At 67.1% G+C, this 18,664-nt stretch carries 16 protein-coding genes; 15 read left to right on the top strand and 1 reads right to left on the bottom strand.

The annotated features are described in order from the left end of the window. Positions 1–51: 51 nt before the first annotated feature. The 12 genes from V7060_RS10345 to V7060_RS10400 all read left to right on the top strand — a co-directional run bounded on the left by V7060_RS10345 (position 52) and on the right by V7060_RS10400 (position 12,445). Entirely contained in the window at positions 52–2,157 is a 2,106-nt protein-coding gene (locus tag V7060_RS10345) for a prolyl oligopeptidase family serine peptidase (RefSeq protein WP_334179156.1), read from the top strand. 166 nt (positions 2,158–2,323) lie between these two features. Continuing rightward, a complete protein-coding gene (locus V7060_RS10350) occupies positions 2,324–4,495 on the top strand; it encodes a S9 family peptidase (RefSeq protein WP_334179157.1) in 2,172 nt (723 codons plus the stop codon). Positions 4,496–4,713: 218 nt separating this feature from the next. Next, positions 4,714–5,148 (top strand): YbaN family protein, encoded by a 435-nt coding sequence (locus tag V7060_RS10355; RefSeq protein ID WP_334179158.1) that lies wholly within the window; start codon positions 4,714–4,716, stop codon positions 5,146–5,148. Positions 5,149–5,188: 40 nt separating this feature from the next. Beyond that, positions 5,189–5,398 carry a lipoprotein gene (locus tag V7060_RS10360; protein ID WP_334179159.1) on the top strand — a complete coding sequence of 70 codons (210 nt, stop codon included), beginning with the start codon at positions 5,189–5,191 and terminating at the stop codon, positions 5,396–5,398. Further along, the gene (gene dapF, locus V7060_RS10365) at positions 5,391–6,254 is read left to right on the top strand and encodes a diaminopimelate epimerase (protein ID WP_334179160.1); all 864 of its coding nucleotides are present in this window, start codon (positions 5,391–5,393) and stop codon (positions 6,252–6,254) included. The genes V7060_RS10360 and dapF overlap by 8 nt, the downstream gene beginning before the upstream one ends. Beyond that, entirely contained in the window at positions 6,251–6,925 is a 675-nt protein-coding gene (locus tag V7060_RS10370; protein ID WP_334179161.1) for a DUF484 family protein, read from the top strand. The genes dapF and V7060_RS10370 overlap by 4 nt, the downstream gene beginning before the upstream one ends. A gap of 136 nt (positions 6,926–7,061) precedes the next feature. Then, positions 7,062–7,940: a tyrosine recombinase XerC gene (xerC, locus tag V7060_RS10375; protein WP_334179162.1), complete on the top strand. Its 879-nt coding sequence runs from the start codon at positions 7,062–7,064 to the stop codon at positions 7,938–7,940. A 202-nt stretch (positions 7,941–8,142) separates the two neighbouring features. Then, a complete protein-coding gene (gene hslV, locus V7060_RS10380) occupies positions 8,143–8,694 on the top strand; it encodes an ATP-dependent protease subunit HslV (RefSeq protein WP_298127729.1) in 552 nt (183 codons plus the stop codon). A 91-nt stretch (positions 8,695–8,785) separates the two neighbouring features. After that, a complete protein-coding gene (hslU, locus tag V7060_RS10385) occupies positions 8,786–10,174 on the top strand; it encodes an ATP-dependent protease ATPase subunit HslU (RefSeq protein ID WP_334179163.1) in 1,389 nt (462 codons plus the stop codon). 111 nt (positions 10,175–10,285) lie between these two features. After that, positions 10,286–10,624, top strand: a complete 339-nt coding sequence (locus V7060_RS10390) for a zinc ribbon domain-containing protein YjdM (RefSeq protein WP_334179164.1) — start codon at positions 10,286–10,288, stop codon at positions 10,622–10,624. Positions 10,625–10,664: 40 nt separating this feature from the next. Continuing rightward, on the top strand, positions 10,665–11,981 hold the full coding sequence (locus V7060_RS10395; RefSeq protein ID WP_334179165.1) for a DoxX-like family protein: 1,317 nt from the start codon (positions 10,665–10,667) through the stop codon (positions 11,979–11,981). Beyond that, entirely contained in the window at positions 11,981–12,445 is a 465-nt protein-coding gene (locus V7060_RS10400; protein ID WP_334179166.1) for a DUF2269 domain-containing protein, read from the top strand. The genes V7060_RS10395 and V7060_RS10400 overlap by 1 nt, the downstream gene beginning before the upstream one ends. A 17-nt stretch (positions 12,446–12,462) precedes the next feature. On the opposite strand, the gene V7060_RS10405 is transcribed toward V7060_RS10400, so the two are convergent. After that, on the bottom strand, positions 12,463–12,918 hold the full coding sequence (locus tag V7060_RS10405) for a nucleoside deaminase (protein WP_334179167.1): 456 nt from the start codon (positions 12,916–12,918) through the stop codon (positions 12,463–12,465). 209 nt (positions 12,919–13,127) lie between these two features. On the opposite strand from V7060_RS10405, the gene V7060_RS10410 reads away from it, so the two are divergent. The 3 genes from V7060_RS10410 to V7060_RS10420 all read left to right on the top strand — a co-directional run bounded on the left by V7060_RS10410 (position 13,128) and on the right by V7060_RS10420 (position 18,535). Further along, entirely contained in the window at positions 13,128–14,693 is a 1,566-nt protein-coding gene (locus tag V7060_RS10410) for a hypothetical protein (RefSeq protein WP_334179168.1), read from the top strand. Positions 14,694–15,044: 351 nt separating this feature from the next. Continuing rightward, the gene (locus V7060_RS10415) at positions 15,045–16,604 is read left to right on the top strand and encodes a hypothetical protein (RefSeq protein ID WP_334179169.1); all 1,560 of its coding nucleotides are present in this window, start codon (positions 15,045–15,047) and stop codon (positions 16,602–16,604) included. 254 nt (positions 16,605–16,858) lie between these two features. Then, positions 16,859–18,535: a hypothetical protein gene (locus V7060_RS10420; RefSeq protein ID WP_334179170.1), complete on the top strand. Its 1,677-nt coding sequence runs from the start codon at positions 16,859–16,861 to the stop codon at positions 18,533–18,535. Positions 18,536–18,664 lie beyond the last annotated feature (129 nt).

The following is an 18,664-nucleotide window of genomic DNA, read 5'->3' on the forward strand; positions in this document are numbered from 1 at the left end:
CCTTGTGCTAGCGTGACATGTTCATGAACTGCACCTCCGGAGCCCCATCCGATGTCAAAACTCGCCCATGCCTGCCTGGCGGCAGGCTTCGCCGTTGCCGGCGCGCTGTCGGTTCCAGCCCATGCCAAGGACACTGACGTGTCCGACGACCCGTATGCCTGGCTGGAAGACGTCGAGGGCCAGAAGCCGCTCGACTGGGTGAAGGGCGTCAACGCCAAGGCCGAGGCCGAGATCGCGTCGACCCCGGCCTTCAAGCAACTGGAAGCCGACATCCGCGCCATCCTCGATTCCGACGCCAAGATCCCCGGCGTGCAGAAGATCGGCGACCACTACTACAACTTCTGGAAGGACAAGCAGCACGAGCGCGGCCTGTGGCGGCGCACCACGCTGGCCGAGTACCGCAAGGCCCAGCCGCAGTGGGAAACCGTGCTCGACCTGGATGCACTGAACAAGGCCGAAGGCAAGAACTGGGTGTGGCACGGCGCCGACTGCCGCAAGCCTGACTACGCGCGCTGCCTGATCGCGCTGTCGCGCGGCGGCGCCGATGCCGACGAGACGCGCGAGTTCGACCTGGTCAACAAGAAGTTCCTGGCCGATGGTTTCTACCGGCCCGAAGCCAAGGGCGGCATGGGCTGGAAGGACGCCGACACGGTCTACGTCTACAGCGATTTCGGCGCCGGCAGCATGACCAGTTCCGGTTATCCGCGCATCGCCAAGGAATGGAAGCGCGGCACGCCGCTGGACAGCGCCACGGTCGTCTACGAAGGCAAGCCGGACGACATGTACATCGCGGCATACCACGATGACACGCCGGGCTTCCAGCGCGATTTCGTCAGCCGTACGCTGGCCTTCTACAACGACGAAATGTATGTGCGGGGCAAGGATGGCACGCTGACCAAGATCGACGCGCCGAACTCGGCCAGCAAGGGCGTCTTCCGCGAATGGCTGACGCTGGAACTGCGCGAGCCGTGGACGGTCGGTGGCAAGACCTACGCGGCCGGTTCGCTGCTGGCGGCGAAGTTCGACGACTTCATGGCGGGCAAGCGCGCATTCGACGTGCTGTTCGAGCCGACCGCCACGACCTCGCTGGCCAGCGCCTCGGTCACCAAGAGCCATGTGGTGCTGAACGTGCTGGACGACGTCAAGAACAAGCTCAGCGTCCTGACGCCGTCGGCCAACGGCTGGAAGCGTGGCGAGTTCGTCGGTGCGCCGAGCTTCGGCACCGTCAGCGTGAGCGCCGTGGATGCCGACAGCAGCGACGCGGTGTGGATGACCGTCACCGACTACCTGACCCCGACCACGCTGTCGCTGGTGGAACTGGGCCAGAAGCCGGAGCAGTTGAAGTCGATGCCGGCGTTCTTCGATGCGGCGGGCAAGAAGATCGAGCAGCACTTCGCCACGTCCAAGGACGGCACCAAAGTCCCGTACTTCCTGGTGCGACCCGACAACCTGAAGTACGACGGCAGCACGCCGACGTTGCTGTACGGCTACGGCGGCTTCGAGATCTCGATGACGCCCGGCTATTCCGGCGGCGTCGGCAAGGGCTGGCTGGAGAAGGGCGGCGTGTACGCAGTCGCCAACATCCGCGGCGGTGGCGAATACGGACCGCGCTGGCACCAGGCGGCGTTGAAGGCCAACCGCCACAAGGCGTATGAAGACTTCGCCGCGGTCGCGCAGGACCTGATCGCCCGCAAGATCACCTCGCCGAAGCACCTGGGCATCCAGGGCGGCAGCAACGGCGGCCTGCTGACCGGCAACATGCTGACGCAGTACCCGGAGCTGTTCGGCGCGGTCGTGGTGCAGGTGCCGCTGCTGGACATGAAGCGCTACAGCCACCTGCTGGCCGGCGCGTCGTGGATGGCCGAGTACGGCAACCCCGATACCTCCGACTGGGAGTTCATCAAGACCTTCTCGCCGTATCACCTGTTCGATGCGAAGAAGGACTATCCGCCGACCCTGTTCATGACCTCCACGCGCGACGACCGCGTGCATCCCGGCCACGCCCGCAAGATGGCGGCGATGATGCTGGACGCCGGCAAGGACGTGCGCTACTACGAGAACATCGAGGGTGGCCACGGCGGTGCGGCGAACAACGCCCAGGCCGCGCACATGAGTGCGCTGGCCTACACCTTCCTCTGGCAACAGTTGTCGAAGTAAGTGTTTGCTCCCTTCCCCCGCCTGCGGGGGAAGGTGCCCGAAGGGCGGATGGGGGCAGCGCCGACGTCAAACGGAGTCGCTCGCCCCCCACCCCAACCCTCCCCCGCACGCGGGGGAGGGTGCCGATTCCCGCCGCCATTGCATCCCGCATTCCCGGACCCCATCCATGAAGACGACATCTTTCCTGCTTGCCGCGACCGTCCTGATGAGTACCCCGATCACCTCCGCCCTGGCCGCCAGCGCCACCCCGCCCGACGTGGCGAAGAAGCCGCACGTCGTGAAGGCGCCGCACGGCGCCGAGCGCAACGACGAGTACTACTGGCTGCGCGACGACAAGCGCGAGAACAAGGAGATGCTGGCGTACCTCAACGCAGAGAACGCCTACACCGATGCGCTGATGGCGCCGCTGAAGCCGCTGGAGGACAAGCTCTACAACGAGGTCGTCGCACGCATCAAGCAGGACGATGCCAGCGTGCCGTACCGCGAGCGCGGCTGGTGGTACTACGCGCGCTTCGTGACTGGCAAGGACTACCCCGTGCACGCGCGCCGCAAGGATGGTCCGGGCGTGGATGCGGTCTCCATCCAGAAGGCCAACGCGGCCGGCGACTTCGCCGGCGAGCAGGTGCTGCTTGACGTCAATGCGCTGGGTGAAGGCAAGGACTACTACAGCGTCGGCGACTACGAGGTCAGCCAGGACAACCGCCTGCTCGCCTACGCCGACGACACCAACGGCCGCCGCCAGTACACCATCCGCTTCAAGAACCTGGACACCGGCGAGATCCTGCCGGATACCGTGACCAACGCCGAGCCGAACCTGGTCTGGTCCAACGACGGCACCACGCTGTTCTACGTGGACAAGGATCCGGAGACCCTGCTCAGCAAGCGGGTGAAGTCGCACGTGCTGGGCACCCCGGCCAGTGACGACAAGCTGGTCTACGAGGAAGAAGACGACAGCTTCTACATGGGCATCGGCCGCACCCGCGACGACCAGTTCATCTGCATCGGCGTGGAAAGCACGGTGTCGTCGGAGATGCGCTGCACGCCGGCCGCCAGCCCCGGCGTGTTCACCGTGCTGGCGCCGCGAGAGCGCGACGTCGAATACCAGGCCGACCACCTGGGCGGCCGCTGGGTGATCCGCACCAATGCCGGCGGTGCCACCAATTTCAAGGTCGTCACCGCGCCGACCGGTTCGACCTCGCGCAAGGACTGGAAGGACTGGATCGCGCACCGCGACGACGTGTTCGTGGAAGGCATCGAACTGTTCGACGGCTTCAGCGTGGTGTCCGAGCGCGCCAACGCGCTGGAGAGCCTGCGCGTGGTCAAGGCCGACGGCAGCAGCGAGGCCATCAAGGCCGACGAGCCCGCGTATTCGATGGGACTGGCCGCCAATCCTGAGACTGGCACGGACTGGGTCCGCTACAGCTACACGTCGATGACGACGCCAGCCACGACCTACGAGATCAACACGAAGACCGGCGAGCGCCGGCAGCTGAAGCAGCAGCCCGTGCCGGGCTACGACGCGTCGAAGTACGTGACCGAGCGCGTGTGGGCGCCGGCCCGCGATGGCAAGACGAAGATCCCGGTGACGCTGGTATACCGCAAGGACGTGGCCCGCGACGGCAAGGCGCCGATGCTGCAGTACGCGTACGGCAGCTACGGCTCGTCGATGGATCCGAACTTCAGCATCACCAACATCAGCCTGCTCGACCGCGGCGTGGTCTACGCGCTGGCGCACATCCGTGGCGGCCAGGAAATGGGTCGCACCTGGTACGACGACGGCAAGCTGTACAACAAGATCAACACGTTCACCGACTTCATCGATGTCACCGATTACCTGGTGAAGGAAGGCTATGCGGCGAAGGATCGCGTTGCCGCGATGGGTGGCAGCGCCGGCGGCCTGCTGATGGGCGCGGTGTCGAACATGGCGCCCGAGAAGTACAAGGTCATCCTGACCCTGGTGCCGTTCGTCGACGTGGTCACCACCATGCTGGACGCCAGCATTCCACTGACCACCAACGAATACGACGAGTGGGGCAATCCGGAAGAGAAGGGCTACTACGATTACATCCTGACGTATTCGCCCTACGACAACCTGCAGGCCAAGGCGTACCCGGCGATGTTCGTCGGTACCGGCCTGTGGGATTCGCAGGTGCAGTACTGGGAGCCGGCCAAGTACGTCGCCCGCCTGCGCGACCTCAACACGGGTACGGGCCCGGTGGTGTTCCGCACCAACATGGAGGCCGGCCACGGCGGCAAGTCGGGCCGTTTCCGCCAGTACCGCGAGCGTGCGGAGATGTACGCCTTCATGCTCGACCAGCTGGGCGTCGCGTCGAAGTAAGCACGGCGGACGGGACTGCGGAGAGCCGGGGAAACCCGGCTCTTTCCGTTTCGGGCACTGGCCGACGGATGGTGCTTCAGGCCAGTGGTGTCATCGCCGATATCCGGAGAGGCGACGTCGGGTGAGGGTGGTGTGTCATGGCAAGGTGGGGCGCGGTCGTCCGGTCCGCGCAGATCGTATTTGCGCCGTCCGCGATGGATTTGGGGTACAAGGTCGCCGTGCACGAGCCGTCTCCGCCACCGCGTGACCTGCCCGAAGCGCGCCCGGTGCGTTTCCGCTGGGCGTGGTGGCTGCTGGCGTACGCCAGCCTGGGCCTGGGCATCGTGGGCGTGTTCGTGCCGGGCCTGCCGACCACGGTCTTCATCCTGATCGCGGCCTACGCGGCATCGCGCGGCTCCGAACGGCTGCACCGCTATCTGGTCACTCATCCGCGCTTCGGCCCGATGATCCACGACTGGCACCTGCATCGCGCCGTCTCCCGGCGGGCCAAATGGGCGGCCACGTGGACCATGCTGGCCAGCGCCGCCATCCTGCTCACGCTGATGCTCTGGACCGGATCGCACCGGTGGTGGATGGTCGCGTTGCCGATCGGCTGCATGGCCACGGTCGGCGCCTGGCTGTGGCGGCGTCCCGAGCCGCCGCGCACCGGCTGACCCGCCGCCGCGTTCATCGCGCTGTGGCTATACTCGCGGCATGAACCGGAATGCCCGACTCTTCTTCGCCGCCGCCCTGATGGCGGTCCTGTCCGCCTGCGGTGCCAAGGGCCCGTTGTTCATGCCGGAAAAGCCGGCGGAGGAAGCGCCGGTCGCGCCCGCCGAGAGCGCACCGGCGAGTACCGACACGGCGCCGGCGGAACCGCCGATCGATCCCGCCACGGTGCCTGCCACCGACGGGAATGGCTGAGTCCGCGCACGCGCGCTCCACGGCGATGCGGTTCACCAAGATGCACGGGGCCGGCAACGATTTCGTCGTGCTGGACCTGCGTGACGGCCTGCCGCCGCCCGACGCGAGGCTCGCGGCCGCACTGGCCGACCGCCACCGCGGCGTGGGCTGCGACCAGATCCTGACCATCGAGCCGCCACGCAGCCCTGGTTCCGTGGCGGCGTACCGCATCTGGAATTCGGATGGTTCACCGTCGCAGCAGTGCGGCAATGGTGCGCGCTGCGTGGCGGCATGGCTGGTCCGCGACGGTGCCGCCCGCAGCGACACGTTCGATGTCGACAGCCCGCTGTCGACGCACGCCGTCGAGCGGATCGGCGACGACCGCTATGCCATCGCCATGGGCGTGCCGGAGTTCGTGCCGGCACGCATTCCGCTGGTGGGCTTCGAGCAGGTCCGCGCGGAGTACGACGCCGACGTGGACGAAGGCCTGCGCCTGCGTTTCGGTGCCGTGTCGATGGGCAATCCGCACGCCGTCATCGAGGTCCCGTCGGTCGACACCGCGCCGGTGCAGCACTACGGCCCGCTGTTGCAGCGCTCGCGGCATTTCCCGGAATCGGTCAACGTCGGGTTCGCCGAGGTGATCGCGCGCGACCGCATCCGCCTGCGCGTGTACGAGCGCGGCGTGGGCGAGACGCTGGCGTGCGGCAGCGGCGCCTGCGCCGCGGCGGCGGTCCTGATCCGTCGCGGTCGCGTGGACCGTGACGTGGCAGTGGCCTTGCCTGGCGGCGAGTTGCACATCCGCTGGCCCTCCGATGACGCAGCGGTCATCATGTCCGGACCGGCGGCGTTCGTATTCGAAGGGGAATGGAAAGCATGAGCGACACACAGGAGAAGCTGGGCGCCCACGAGGTCGCGGCGTGGCTGCGGCGGCATCCCACCTTCCTGAAACAGTTCCCGGACCTGGCGATGAGCATGGTGGTCCCGCGCGACGAAGGTCCGACCGCTTCGCTGGCCAGCTACCAGCTGGAAGTGCTGCGCGACAAGAACCGCGAGTTGTCCAAGCGCCTCGGCGATCTGTTCGCCAACGCGCAGGAGAACGAACGCCTGGCGGTGCGCACGCACCAGTTGGCGCTGACGTTGATGAAGCAGGGCACCGCCGCCGACACGGTCCGCGCGATGGCGGCATCGCTGGCCGAGGACTTCAATGGCGACCGCGTCAGCATCGTGTTGCTGCATCCGGTGGCCGGACTGGAGGACAGCGAGTGGCTGCAGATCATTCCGGCGGACAATCCGCACATGGCGCCGTTCCGCGACTGCCTGCGCGACGGCGAGCCGATCTGCGGCCGCCTGCAGCCGGAGAAGCATGTGCTGCTGTACGGTGCGCGCGCCGATGAAGTGGCTTCGTCCGCGTTGCTGCCGCTGCCGGGCATCGGCCTGGTCGCCGTCGGCAGCCGTGATGGCAACCGTTTCTATCCCGGCATGGGCACGCTGTTCCTGCGCATGATGGGCGAGACGCTGGTGACGGCGTTGAAGCGGTTCGATGGTTGAGCGCGGGCCGGCGCTCCCTGCCGTCATTCCGGCGAAAGCCGGAATCCATGTTGCTCTTGCTCTTTCGGTGGACCGCGCAAGACAAACGCAAAGGCAACATGGATTCCGGCTTTCGCCGGAATGACGGATCACCGGAATGTACGCAGTCGCCGACTTCCTTGCCCATCTTGAGGTCGAACGTCGCGTCTCCGCGCACACGCTGGATGCGTATCGGCGTGATCTCGCCGCGCTGACGGACTGGGCGCAGTCCCAGGGCACCGCGGATCTCGCCGAGGTGCAGACGGAACAGCTGCGCGGCTTCGTCGCCAGCGAACACCGGCGCGGTCTGTCGCCGAAAAGCCTGCAGCGCCGCCTGTCGGCGTGCCGGAGTTATTACCAGTGGCTGCTCAAGCATGGCCGCATCGCCGCGAGTCCGGCGGCGGCGTTGCGCGCCCCCAAGGCGCCACGCAAGTTGCCGCAGGTACTGGATGCCGACGAAGCGGTCCGGCTGGTCGAGGTGCCGGTCGACGTGCCGCTGGGCAGGCGCGATCGTGCGTTGCTCGAACTGTTCTATTCCTCGGGCCTGCGTTTGAGCGAGCTGTGCGCGCTGCGCTGGCGCGACCTGGACATGGCCGGCGGCATGGTCACGGTGATGGGCAAGGGCAGCAAGGAGCGCAAGGTGCCGGTCGGTTCGCATGCGCGAAATGCGCTGGTCGAGTGGCGACAGGAACGGCCGGCGGCGAACGAAGCCTTCGTGTTCCCGGGTCGCAGCGACGGCCCGATCTCGCAGCGCGCCGTGCAGATCCGCATCAAGCAACTCGCGCAGCGGCAGGGCCTGTTCAAGCACGTGCATCCGCACATGCTGCGGCACAGTTTCGCCAGCCATATCCTCGAATCCTCCGGCGACCTGCGCGGCGTGCAGGAATTGCTCGGTCATGCCGACATCGCCACCACGCAGATCTACACGCACCTGGACTTCCAGCACCTGGCCAAGGTGTACGACGCCGCGCATCCGCGGGCGAAGCGGAAACGCTGAATCCCTGGCAGGCGCGACGTGGGTCGTGGCCGCAGATCCGCACCGAAAGGGCGACTTCATCAGGCGCGGTCTGGCGGATGATGCATGCCCCGCGTCCTGGGATCGTGGCCGCGACTCACGTCGCTCCTGAAACGCCTCCAAAGGTCACGCTTGAACCCGGAATCGGCGTCCCCACCTCAGGGTTAACACCCCGGAGGCCTCCATGGACCCCAGCCAGAATCCCAACGTCTTCCACGCCACCACCATCCTGTCCGTGCGCCGCAACGGACATGTCGCCGTCGCCGGCGACGGTCAGGTGACGCTGGGCCACACGGTCATGAAGGGCAACGCACGCAAGGTGCGCCGGCTCGGACGCGACGGCCAGGTGCTGGCGGGTTTTGCCGGCGCGGCGGCCGATGCGTTCACGCTGTTCGAGCTGTTCGAAGCCAAGCTGGAGAAGCACGGACAACTGACGCGCGCCGCCGTGGAACTGGCCAAGGACTGGCGCACCGAGCGCCGCCTCGGCAAGCTCGAAGCGCTGCTCGCCGTCGCCGACAGGGAGACCTCGCTGATCATCAGCGGTACCGGCGATGTCATCGAACCGGAAGACGGCATCATCGCCATCGGTTCGGGTGGCTCCTACGCTCTGTCCGCCGCGCGCGCATTGCTGGCGCACACCGAACTGGACGCGAAGTCCATCGCCGTCGAATCGCTGAACATCGCCGGCGACATCTGCATCTACACCAACCGAAACGTGGTGGTTGAGGAGCTGTGATCGGTGATTCGTGATTGGTGATTCGCTGAAGCGAACGCCAAGCTGAAGCCGCCCAGCGTCCCCGCCCCCCTCTTACGCATCCCGAATCCCCATGACTGAAAACACCTCCTCCACCATGACCCCGCGCGAGATCGTGCAGGAGCTCGACCGCCACATCGTCGGTCAGCACGCCGCCAAGCGTGCGGTCGCCATCGCGTTGCGCAACCGCTGGCGTCGCATGCAGCTCGACGCCGGGCTGCGCAACGAAGTGATGCCGAAGAACATTCTGCTGATCGGCCCGACGGGCGTCGGCAAGACCGAGATCGCGCGCCGCCTGGCCACGCTGGCCAACGCACCCTTCGTGAAAGTGGAAGCCACGCGTTTCACCGAGGTCGGCTACGTCGGCAAGGATGTCGAACAGATCGTGCGCGATCTGGCCGATACCGCGGTGAAGATGTACCGCGAGCAGGCCAAGGCGCGCATGCGCACGCAGGCCGAGGAGCGCGCCGAAGACCGCATCCTCGATGCGCTGCTGCCGCGGCGCGACGCGGCCGGCGGCAATGGCTTCGGTTTCGGCGCGGCCACGACGACCGTCGATATCGGCGCAGAGCCATCGTCGAAGGAATCCGAGACGCGGCAGAAGCTGCGCCGGCAATTGCGCAGCGGCGACCTGGACGAGCGCGAGATCGAACTGGAACTGGCCGCCAACGTCGGCGTCGACATCATGACGCCGCCCGGCATGGAGGAAATGGGCCAACAGCTGCGGCAGATGTTCTCCAACCTCGGCGGGCAGAAGACCCACAAGCGCACGGTGACGATCAAGGCCGCACGCCCGCAGCTGGTCGAGGAAGAGGCCGCGAAGCTGGTCAACGAGGACGACATCCGCGCCGCCGCCATCGAATCGTGCGAGCAGCACGGCATCGTGTTCATCGACGAGATCGACAAGGTGGCCAAGCGCAGCGGAAACATGAGCGGTGCCGACGTCAGCCGCGAAGGCGTGCAGCGCGACCTGCTGCCGCTGGTGGAAGGCAGCAACGTGTCGACCAAGTACGGCACGGTGAAGACCGACCACATCCTGTTCATCGCGTCCGGCGCGTTCCACCTGGCCAAGCCCAGCGACCTGATCCCGGAACTGCAGGGCCGTTTCCCGATCCGGGTCGAGCTGTCGGCGCTGAGCAAGGAGGATTTCATCCGCATCCTCACCGAACCCAAGGCGGCGCTGAGCAAGCAGTACGTGGAGCTGATGAAGACCGAAGGCGTGTCGCTGCGCTTCACGGACGACGCCATCGACCGGCTCGCCGAGATCGCCGCGCTGGTCAACGAGCGGCAGGAGAACATCGGTGCCCGCCGCCTGCACACCGTCCTGGAGCGGTTGCTGGATACGCTGAGCTACGAAGCGCCCGATCGTGACGGTCAGAGCATCACCATCGACCGTGCCTACGTCGACGCGCACTTGGGCGAACTGGTGCAGGACCCCGACCTGAGCCGCTACATCCTGTAGCGTGCGCCATGCGCACGACCGCATGAACCCGTCAGCACGCGGTCGTGCGCGCAGCGCACGCTACGGTGACGGCGTGCGACAATCCAGGCCGTCCCTGCTTCCCGGTCCGCGATGTCGACGCTGCCTCCCTGCCCCCAGTGCCAGTCTGCCTACACCTACGAGGACGGCGCCCAGCTGGTCTGTCCGGAATGCGGACATGAATGGTCGGCCGAAGCGCCTGTCAGTGGTGACGAGGAACGCGTCATCAAGGATGCGAACGGCAACCTGCTGCAGGATGGCGATACCGTCACCGTCATCAAGGACCTGAAGGTCAAGGGTTCTTCGCTGGTGGTGAAGGTCGGCACCAAGGTCAAGAACATCCGCCTGGTCGATGGCGACCACGACATCGACTGCAAGATCGACGGCATAGGCGCGATGAAGCTCAAGTCGGAGTTCGTGCGCAAGGCCTGATCCCGCGTTTCTCCTCCTCTCGACGGACACGGAAGACCGCATGGAAACCCTCCCGCGGACATCGCCGGATAACGCGGGCCGGACCGTGCTGGTGGTGGGAGGCGCGGGTTTCATCGGTGGCTACCTGGTGGCCGCGCTTCGTCGCCACGGCTGGAACGTGGTGCGCGCGGTGCGGCGGAAAGGGCGCCCGCTTGCGGACGACGAGCGCGCCTGCGACCTGCAGGCGATGGTGCGCAGGGAAGACTGGCTGCCGCTGCTCGATGGCGTGGATGCCGTCGTCAACGCTGCCGGCATCCTGCGCGAGGGCGGCGGCCAGACGTTCGAGGCGATCCACGTCGATGCGCCCTTCGCACTCGCGCAAGCCTGCATGGCATGCGGTGTAGGCCGTTTCGTGCAGGTCTCGGCGCTCGGCCTTCCCGAGGACGGTCCGTTCATCGCCTCCAAACATCGTTTCGACGAGCGACTTGGCGGCCTCGCATTGTCGTCCGTCGTGCTCCGTCCCTCGGTGGTGTATTCGGTCAGCGGTTCGTATGGCGGCACCTCGCTGCTGCGTGCGCTGGCGGGATTCCCGGGCGTGCAGTGGCTGCCCGGTGATGGCCGCTGGCAGGTGCAGCCGCTGGCGGTGGAAGACCTCGGCGAACTGGTCGCGCGCGCGGTGTCGGGCACCGTCACCGGCATCTACGACGTGGGCGGTCCCGCACCGCTGTCGTTGCGCGACTACCAGCGGCAGTGGCGGCGCTGGCTGCGGGTTCCCGGCGCGCGCGTCATCGCCGTGCCGGAAGCGGTCGTATCTGTCGCCGTCACCGTCATGGAGACACTCGGACGCGGTCCGGTTGGACGCACCATGTGGCGCATGCTCCGGCGGGGCAATACGACGGCGGCGGACGCGGGCGAACGGCTGGCGGCCGATTTCGGCATGCGGCCAAGCACGCTGGAGGATGCACTCGCATCGGCGCCGAGCCAGGTGCAGGACCGTTGGCAGGCGCAGCTCTATTTCCTTGCGCCGACCTTGCGATGGTCCGTGGTGGCGCTCTGGCTGCTGTCCGCGCTGGCCGGCTTCCTCACCCCGGCGGCCGATATCGTGCGCCTGTCGTCCGGCACGCCGCTGTATGCGATGAATTCTGTACTGATGGCCCGTGGCGGCGGCGTGGCCGACCTGCTGCTCGGCCTGTGGCTCGCCAGTGGCTGGCGGCCCCGTGCCGCCGTCTCCGCGATGCTGCTGTTGCTGCTCGCCTATACGCTGGTGCTGGGCACCGCCGTGCCGGCGCTGTGGTGGGACCCGTTGGGTGGATTGGCGAAGAACCTGGTGCTGGTGCCGGCCCTGGCCATGCTGTGGGTCCTGGCGGAGCGACGCTGATGACGTACCTGTGGGTGAAGTGGATCCATATCCTGGCCTCGACGCTACTGTTCGGCACCGGGTTGGGAATCGCGTTCTTCATGTGGCTGGCGCACCTGCGCGGCGATGCACGCGTCATCGCGGCCACGGCACGCACGGTGGTGATCGCCGATGCCTGCTTCACCGCACCTGCCGTCGTGGTGCAACTGGGCACGGGCCTCTGGCTGACGCACCTGCTCGGCATGCCGTTGGACGTCTTCTGGGTGAAAACGGCGCTGATGCTCTTCTTCGTGATCGGCGCCTGCTGGTTGCCGGTGTTGTGGCTTCAGGTCCGCGCGCGTGATCTGGCGCAACGTGCCGCCGCGGAAGGCGCGCCGCTGCCGCCGGCCTATCACCGCGCGATGCGGTTGTGGTTCTGGCTTGGCTGGCCGGCGTTCATCAGCGTCGTCGCGATCTTCTGGCTGATGGTGATGAAACCCGTCTGAGCGTGCGCGCGGCGAGCTCAGTCCTCGCCGATATCCTCGTTCCACACGTCGGGATTGGCGTGGATGTAGTCGCCAAGCATCTCGATGCACTCCTGGCTCTGCAGGTCGATGACCTCGACACCGGATTCGCGCAGCCAGTCGATGCCACCCTGGAACGTCACCGATTCGCCGACGACCACGGTGCCGATGTTGAACTGGCGCACCAGGCCGCTGCAGTACCAGCACGGTGCCAGTGTGGTGACCATGATGGTGTCGCGATAGCGGCGCTGGCGGCCGGCCTTGCGGAAGGCATCGGTTTCGCCGTGCACGGAGGGGTCGCCTTCCTGCACGCGGCGGTTGTGGCCGCAGCCGAGCAGCCGGCCGTCCTGGTGGTACAGCGCCGCGCCGATCGGGATGCCGCCTTCTGCCAGTCCCTGGCGGGCTTCGGCGATGGCGGTTTCCAGCAGGGCGCGGTAGTCGGGGGGGGTATGCATGGCAGGCAGGCAGCGGTGACGGACAGGTGCGCCGGATCATACACGCGGGGATTGTGATGCCACGCACGGCACGCCACCGCCATACCCGTTAGAACGCGTGATCCAGTGCGCGACGCGCGCAGATGCCAGGGGAGTCGGGGACCGTGAAAAGGAATGCAGGGGGCGCATCGCGAAGCGGGGTCGTCGCGGTACTGGGGTTCGCATGGAGCATGTCGTTCGCGATGGCGCTGCATGCGCAGACCATCGAACAGGGTCTGCTGCAGCTGGAGTGGGGCGATCCACCGCGCGCCGCCATGGGGGAACCACGGCTGGCGCCCCGCTTCAACGCCTCGCTGCTGAAGGACGATGGCACCCGCATCGCGCTCGACCCCGCGCAGGCGAAGCTCGCCGCCGGTGATCTGTACGTGCTGGCCAACCGTCGCGTCGCGGTGGCGTTTGCGCCGCAGGAGCGGGTGATGTCGTCCGCACCCGCGATCCAGGCCATCGTGCCCGCCGATCGCACCACCCAGCTGGCGCAGGTGCATCCTGCGAACGCGCGTGTCATGGCGGCGGCGCCGATCAGCGGGACCACCCGTTGGGTGACACTGATGTGCAAGTTCGGCGACGCGACCGAAGAACAGAAGGACCAGGCCTTCTTCCAGTCGCAGTACGGCGAGGGCGTCGGCCAACTCGGCCACTACTGGCGCGAGGTGTCGTACAACAAGATCAACCTGGCCGGCAGCACGGCGCATGGCTGGTACACCCTGCCGAGTCCCCGCTCGACCTACGTGACGAAGGTGGACGGCAAGGACAAGGCCGACCTCAACAAGCTGTTCGCCGATTGCGCGTCCGCTGCGCCCGAAACCGTCGACCTGAACGCGCCGGTCGGCATCAACATGATGTTCAACGGCGATCTCGACGGCTTCGCGTGGGGCGGCCAGAGCTGCGCCACCGTGCGCGGCGCACGCCTGTGCAAGCGGGTGACGTGGAATCCACCGTGGTCGTTCCGCAACCTGGCGCCGCTGGCGCACGAGATGGGCCATGGCTATGGCCTGCCGCACTCGGACAACTCCGATCGCGATGACGATACCTACGACAACCCGTGGGACGTGATGAGCGACAGTTGGTCCAACGCGGTGGGGGACACCACCTACGGCACTCGCCCGAAACACATCAACATCTTCCAGCGCCACCGGCTGAGCTGGGTGGATGCGCCGCGCCAGCGGATCATCGGGCTGGGCGACCTGACGACGCGCGAGATCGTGCTGGACTACGCGCACCTGGCCAATTCGACCAATGTGCAGATGCTGGTGCTGTCGCTGTCGCCGCAGGCCGATCCGTACGCGACCGTGGTCTATACGCTGGAGGCGCGCAAGCGCGAAGGCACCTACGAGGGCGGCCTGGCAGGCGATGCGGTGATCATCCACAAGGTGGAGCGGTCCGGTACCGCCTACAGCATCGATGCCGATGTGCCTCCCGCCACCCGGTCCAACAACGAAGGCTCGATGTTCAAGGTGGGCGAGCGCTGGATCACGCCGGAGGCATCGCATCTGGTGACGATCCGGTCGCAGACGGCGACCGGCTTCGTGCTGACCGTGGGCCAGGCGCGGGTGATGAGCAGTCCGTTGCCGGCGCTGGTGAAGCCTGCGGCGGCTTCCGCGTCGTCGCCGATCCCGTCGGGCACGGCACCCTCCCCGCCGCTGACGGCGACGCGGGACGACGCACGCGGAGCGACGTCCACGCGATGCCTGCAGCCGCGCGGACGCATGTCGTCCTGCGCACTGCGCGAGCGCTGAAGCGTAGGTATTTCTCCTACACGTTCCGGACAATCCCGACATCGCGGGGCGGTGCGATGTCGGGGGTGAGTCGAATGCGCTTCGCAAGCGAACCACGACCTGCATCGCAGTTCGGAACATCCGCACGCAAAACATGTCCTGTGGCACCGTAGTGCCCTCAAGACCCTGCGTTCCCTGCCGACACCCCGACCATGGCGGCGTCATCTCGACCCGCCGTCGTGAATGGGGTCGCGCGTGGTCAAGCACGGATCAGCCGACACACCGCGCAAGGGCATTCGGGTGCTCCTCGCTGCGGCAATGTCGGCCATGGCATGCCTTCTTCCGAATCTTCCCTTGCGGGCGGAGACGGTGGTGCAGGGAACGTTGCAGCTGCAATGGGCGGATCCTCCGCGCGCGCTGCCTGGACGCGCGCAGGCGGCGCCGCAGCTGGATGCCTGGCTGGACATCGGTCCTGGACACCGCATTCCGCTGGACGTGACCCAGGCCAAGCGTGCCGCGGGCGATCTGTATGCGTTGTCCAACCGTCGCGTGGCGGTGTCGTACACCGCGCGCGCGGATATCGCTTCGTCATCCAGGGTCATGTCCGCATCCGGTGCGCTCGCCTCGATCAGTGCGATCGTCCCCACGGACCGGTTGCCGGCGCGCGCGCTGGCGACGGGAGCCGACGGACGCGTGATGGCGTCCGCGCCCGTACTGGGTGCGACGCGCTGGATCACGCTGATGTGCAAGTTCGCGGACGTCGCGGTCGAGCAGAAGCCGCGAAGCTTCTTCCAGAACCAGTACGGCAATGCGCCCGGCCAGCTGGGCCACTACTGGTCGGAGGTGTCCTACGGTCAGGTCAATCTCGCGGGCAGTTCCGCGCACGGCTGGTACACGCTGCCCAAGCCGCGCGCGGCCTATCTCGCCGACGTCAACGGCAAGCAGAAGGCGCAGCTGTCGGAACTCTTCGCCGACTGCGCTTCGGTCGCGGACGCCGAGGTCGATTTCAGCGGTATCCAGGGCGTCAACCTGATGTTCAACGGCGAACTGGACGGCAACGCCTGGGGCGGCGGTGCCTGCACGACGCTGGATGGCGTGTACGTCTGCACGCGCGTGACCTGGAGTCCGCCGTGGTCGTTCGCCAACCTCGCGCCGCTGGCGCACGAGATGGGGCATGGCTACGGCCTGCCGCACTCCAACAACTCCGATGGCGACAGCGACACCTACGACAATCCGTGGGACGTGATGAGCGACGCGTGGCGCAATGCCACCAGCGATGCGACCTATGGTCTGCTGCCGAAGCATCCCAACATGTACCAGCGCGAGCGCCTGGGCTGGCTTCCTGCGTCGCGCAAGCGGGTGATCGCGGCCGACAACCGCGAGACGGTCGAGGTGGTGCTCGATGCCGGCAGCGTGCTGAAAACGGTCAATGCGCAGCTTGTGGTGCTGGCCATGCCGGCACAGCCCGATCCTTACAGGACGGTGATCTATACGCTCGAAGCGCGCCGGCGGACCGGCACGTACGAAGCGAACCTGGCCGGCGACGCGGTGATCATCCACAAGCTAGAAGACTATGGCATCGCCTACAGCATCGATCGCGACACGCCGCCGGCCAATTTCTCCAGCAACGAAGGCTCGATGCTGAAAGTCGGCGGACGCTGGAACACGCCCGACGAGTTGCACTGGGTGGAGGTGGTCTCGGCGACGGCACAGGGCTTCGTGGTGCGGGTCGGCCCGCGTCCACGCTCGATGAGTTCGCCGGCACCCGTACTCGAGCGGCCCGTGCCGGTGGCCGCGGCATCCTCCCCTGCACCCGGTACAGCGTCATCGCCGCCCGCAGCGGTGCGCGTCGTCCGTGCAGGCCGGCGCGCATGCGTCGCGCTGCCGTCGCGGTTGCGGGCATCGCCGTTGTGCGTTTTGCTCGAGCGTTGATGTCGTCAAGCGATTGGCGCGCATGGGTGCAAGTGTCGACGGGATCGCATTTGCGTGTGACAGCGACGAATCCTTGGCGCGTCGCTGCATTCGTATGCATCGCACCGTAATGCGGGCTGTGACGCAGACGAAGACGGACGTGCATTCCAGAAACGGAATGTGGTTGCGATAAACGCGAATCCGCTTGCCTCGTTGCGTATCGCTTGCCGATGTCCCGGGTAGTAGCGCAGCACGGCGCGCATTCGGAGAGCGACATGGTGTCGGAACAGCGGGTGGCCCGCAGTGCGATCGCGTGGATGGGCATCCTGCTGGCGGGCCTGGCGACGTGCGCCGCCGCGGTCGCCGATGCAAAGGCGGACGAGATTGTCCAGGGCGTGCTGCAGGTGCGCTGGGGAGATGCGCCGCACGCTCCCCATTCGCGGATGGAGGCGCATGCGCAGGTCGAGGCATGGCTCGATGCCGGGCCGGGTCGCCGTTATCGCCTGGATGTCGAGCAGGCACGCCGCGCGGCAGGCGACCTGTATGCGTTGTCGAACCGCCGCGTGGCCGTGGCGTATCGCCCGTCCTCGCGCGTGATGGTCGGCGCGAAGGCGTCGTCGCCGGTGGCGCCGGAGATCAGTGCGATCGTACCGACGGATACGTTGCCCTCGCGCACGATGGCGAAAAGCGAAGCCAACGGCGGCGGCGCGATGGTGCCGTTGTCGGGCAGTACGCGCTGGATCACGGTGATGTGCAAGTTCGCCGACGTCGCCCCGGAGCAGAAGCCGCGCGCGTTCTTCCAGTCGCAATATGGCGCTGCGCCTGGACAACTCGGCCACTACTGGTCCGAGGTGTCCTACGGTCGCATCGACCTCGCCGGCAGCACCGCGCATGGCTGGTACACCTTGCCGCGTCCGCGCGCAGCCTACCTGTCGGATGCGGGCGGGCGGACCAGGGCGGACCTGTCGCTGCTTTTCGCGGATTGCGCGGCGCAGGCAGACGCGGAGGTCGACTTCCGTGGCGCACAGGGCGTCAACCTCATGTTCAATGCCGAACTCGATGGCAGCGCATGGGGCGGTGGTGCCTGCGCCACGCTGGACGGCAGCTACCAGTGCACACGCGCGACCTGGAATCCGCCGTGGTCCTTCAGCAACCTCGCACCGCTGGCGCACGAGATGGGGCACGGCTACGGCCTGCCGCATTCGGACAACTCCGATGGTGATGGCGATACCTACGACAATCCATGGGATCTGATGAGCGATGCCTGGCGCATGGCGACCAGCGACGTGACGTACGGCCTGCTGCCGAAGCATCTGAACATGTACCAGCGGGAGCGCCTGGGTTGGGTGGCGGCCGCACGCAAGCGCACCATCCCGGCGAACAACGCCGACACGCACGAGATCGTGCTGGACGCGGCCAGCCTGCAGAACGCCGGGGGTGTGCAGCTGCTCATGCTGGCATTGCCCGCGCAAGCGGACCCCTTCGCGACGGTCCTCTATACGGTGGAAGCACGCCGGCGCACCGGCAAGTACGAAGCGGCGCTCGCGGGCGACGCCGTGATCATCCACCGGCTCGAGGACTACGGGATCGCGCGCAGCATCGACCGCGATACGCCGGTCGCATCGTTCTCCAGCAACGAAGGATCGATGTTGAAGGTGGGTGGTCGCTGGAATACGCCGGACGAGCGGCACTGGATCGAGGTGGTAGCCAGCACGGACAACGGGTTCGTGCTGCGCGTGGGGCCGCGTCCCCGTTCGATGAGCGCGCCGACACCGGCCCTGGAGCGTCCCGCGGTCACGGTCGCCTCGGCTCCGGCTCCGGCCGTCGTCGCAGTCCGCACGGCCCCGGCTACCCGGCCGGCACGCGGGGCAGTCGTCCCCCCCATGCGCAGGCGCGCATGCGAGGTGCTGCCGCGTGCGCTGCGATTGCCGACCCTGTGTGCCCTGCTGTAGCGCCGTACCTGATGGCGGCGGACCGTGATGCCGCTCGTGGCGGCCGGACACGGGTGGGTAAGCGAAAGAGGTTGAACGCGGTCGCAGAACGGACCCGTTGCGGGCCAAGGGTCCGTATCGCGTAGCCGC

This window comes from Pseudoxanthomonas sp. (genome assembly GCF_036845285.1).
GTDB lineage: Bacteria > Pseudomonadota > Gammaproteobacteria > Xanthomonadales > Xanthomonadaceae > Pseudoxanthomonas_A.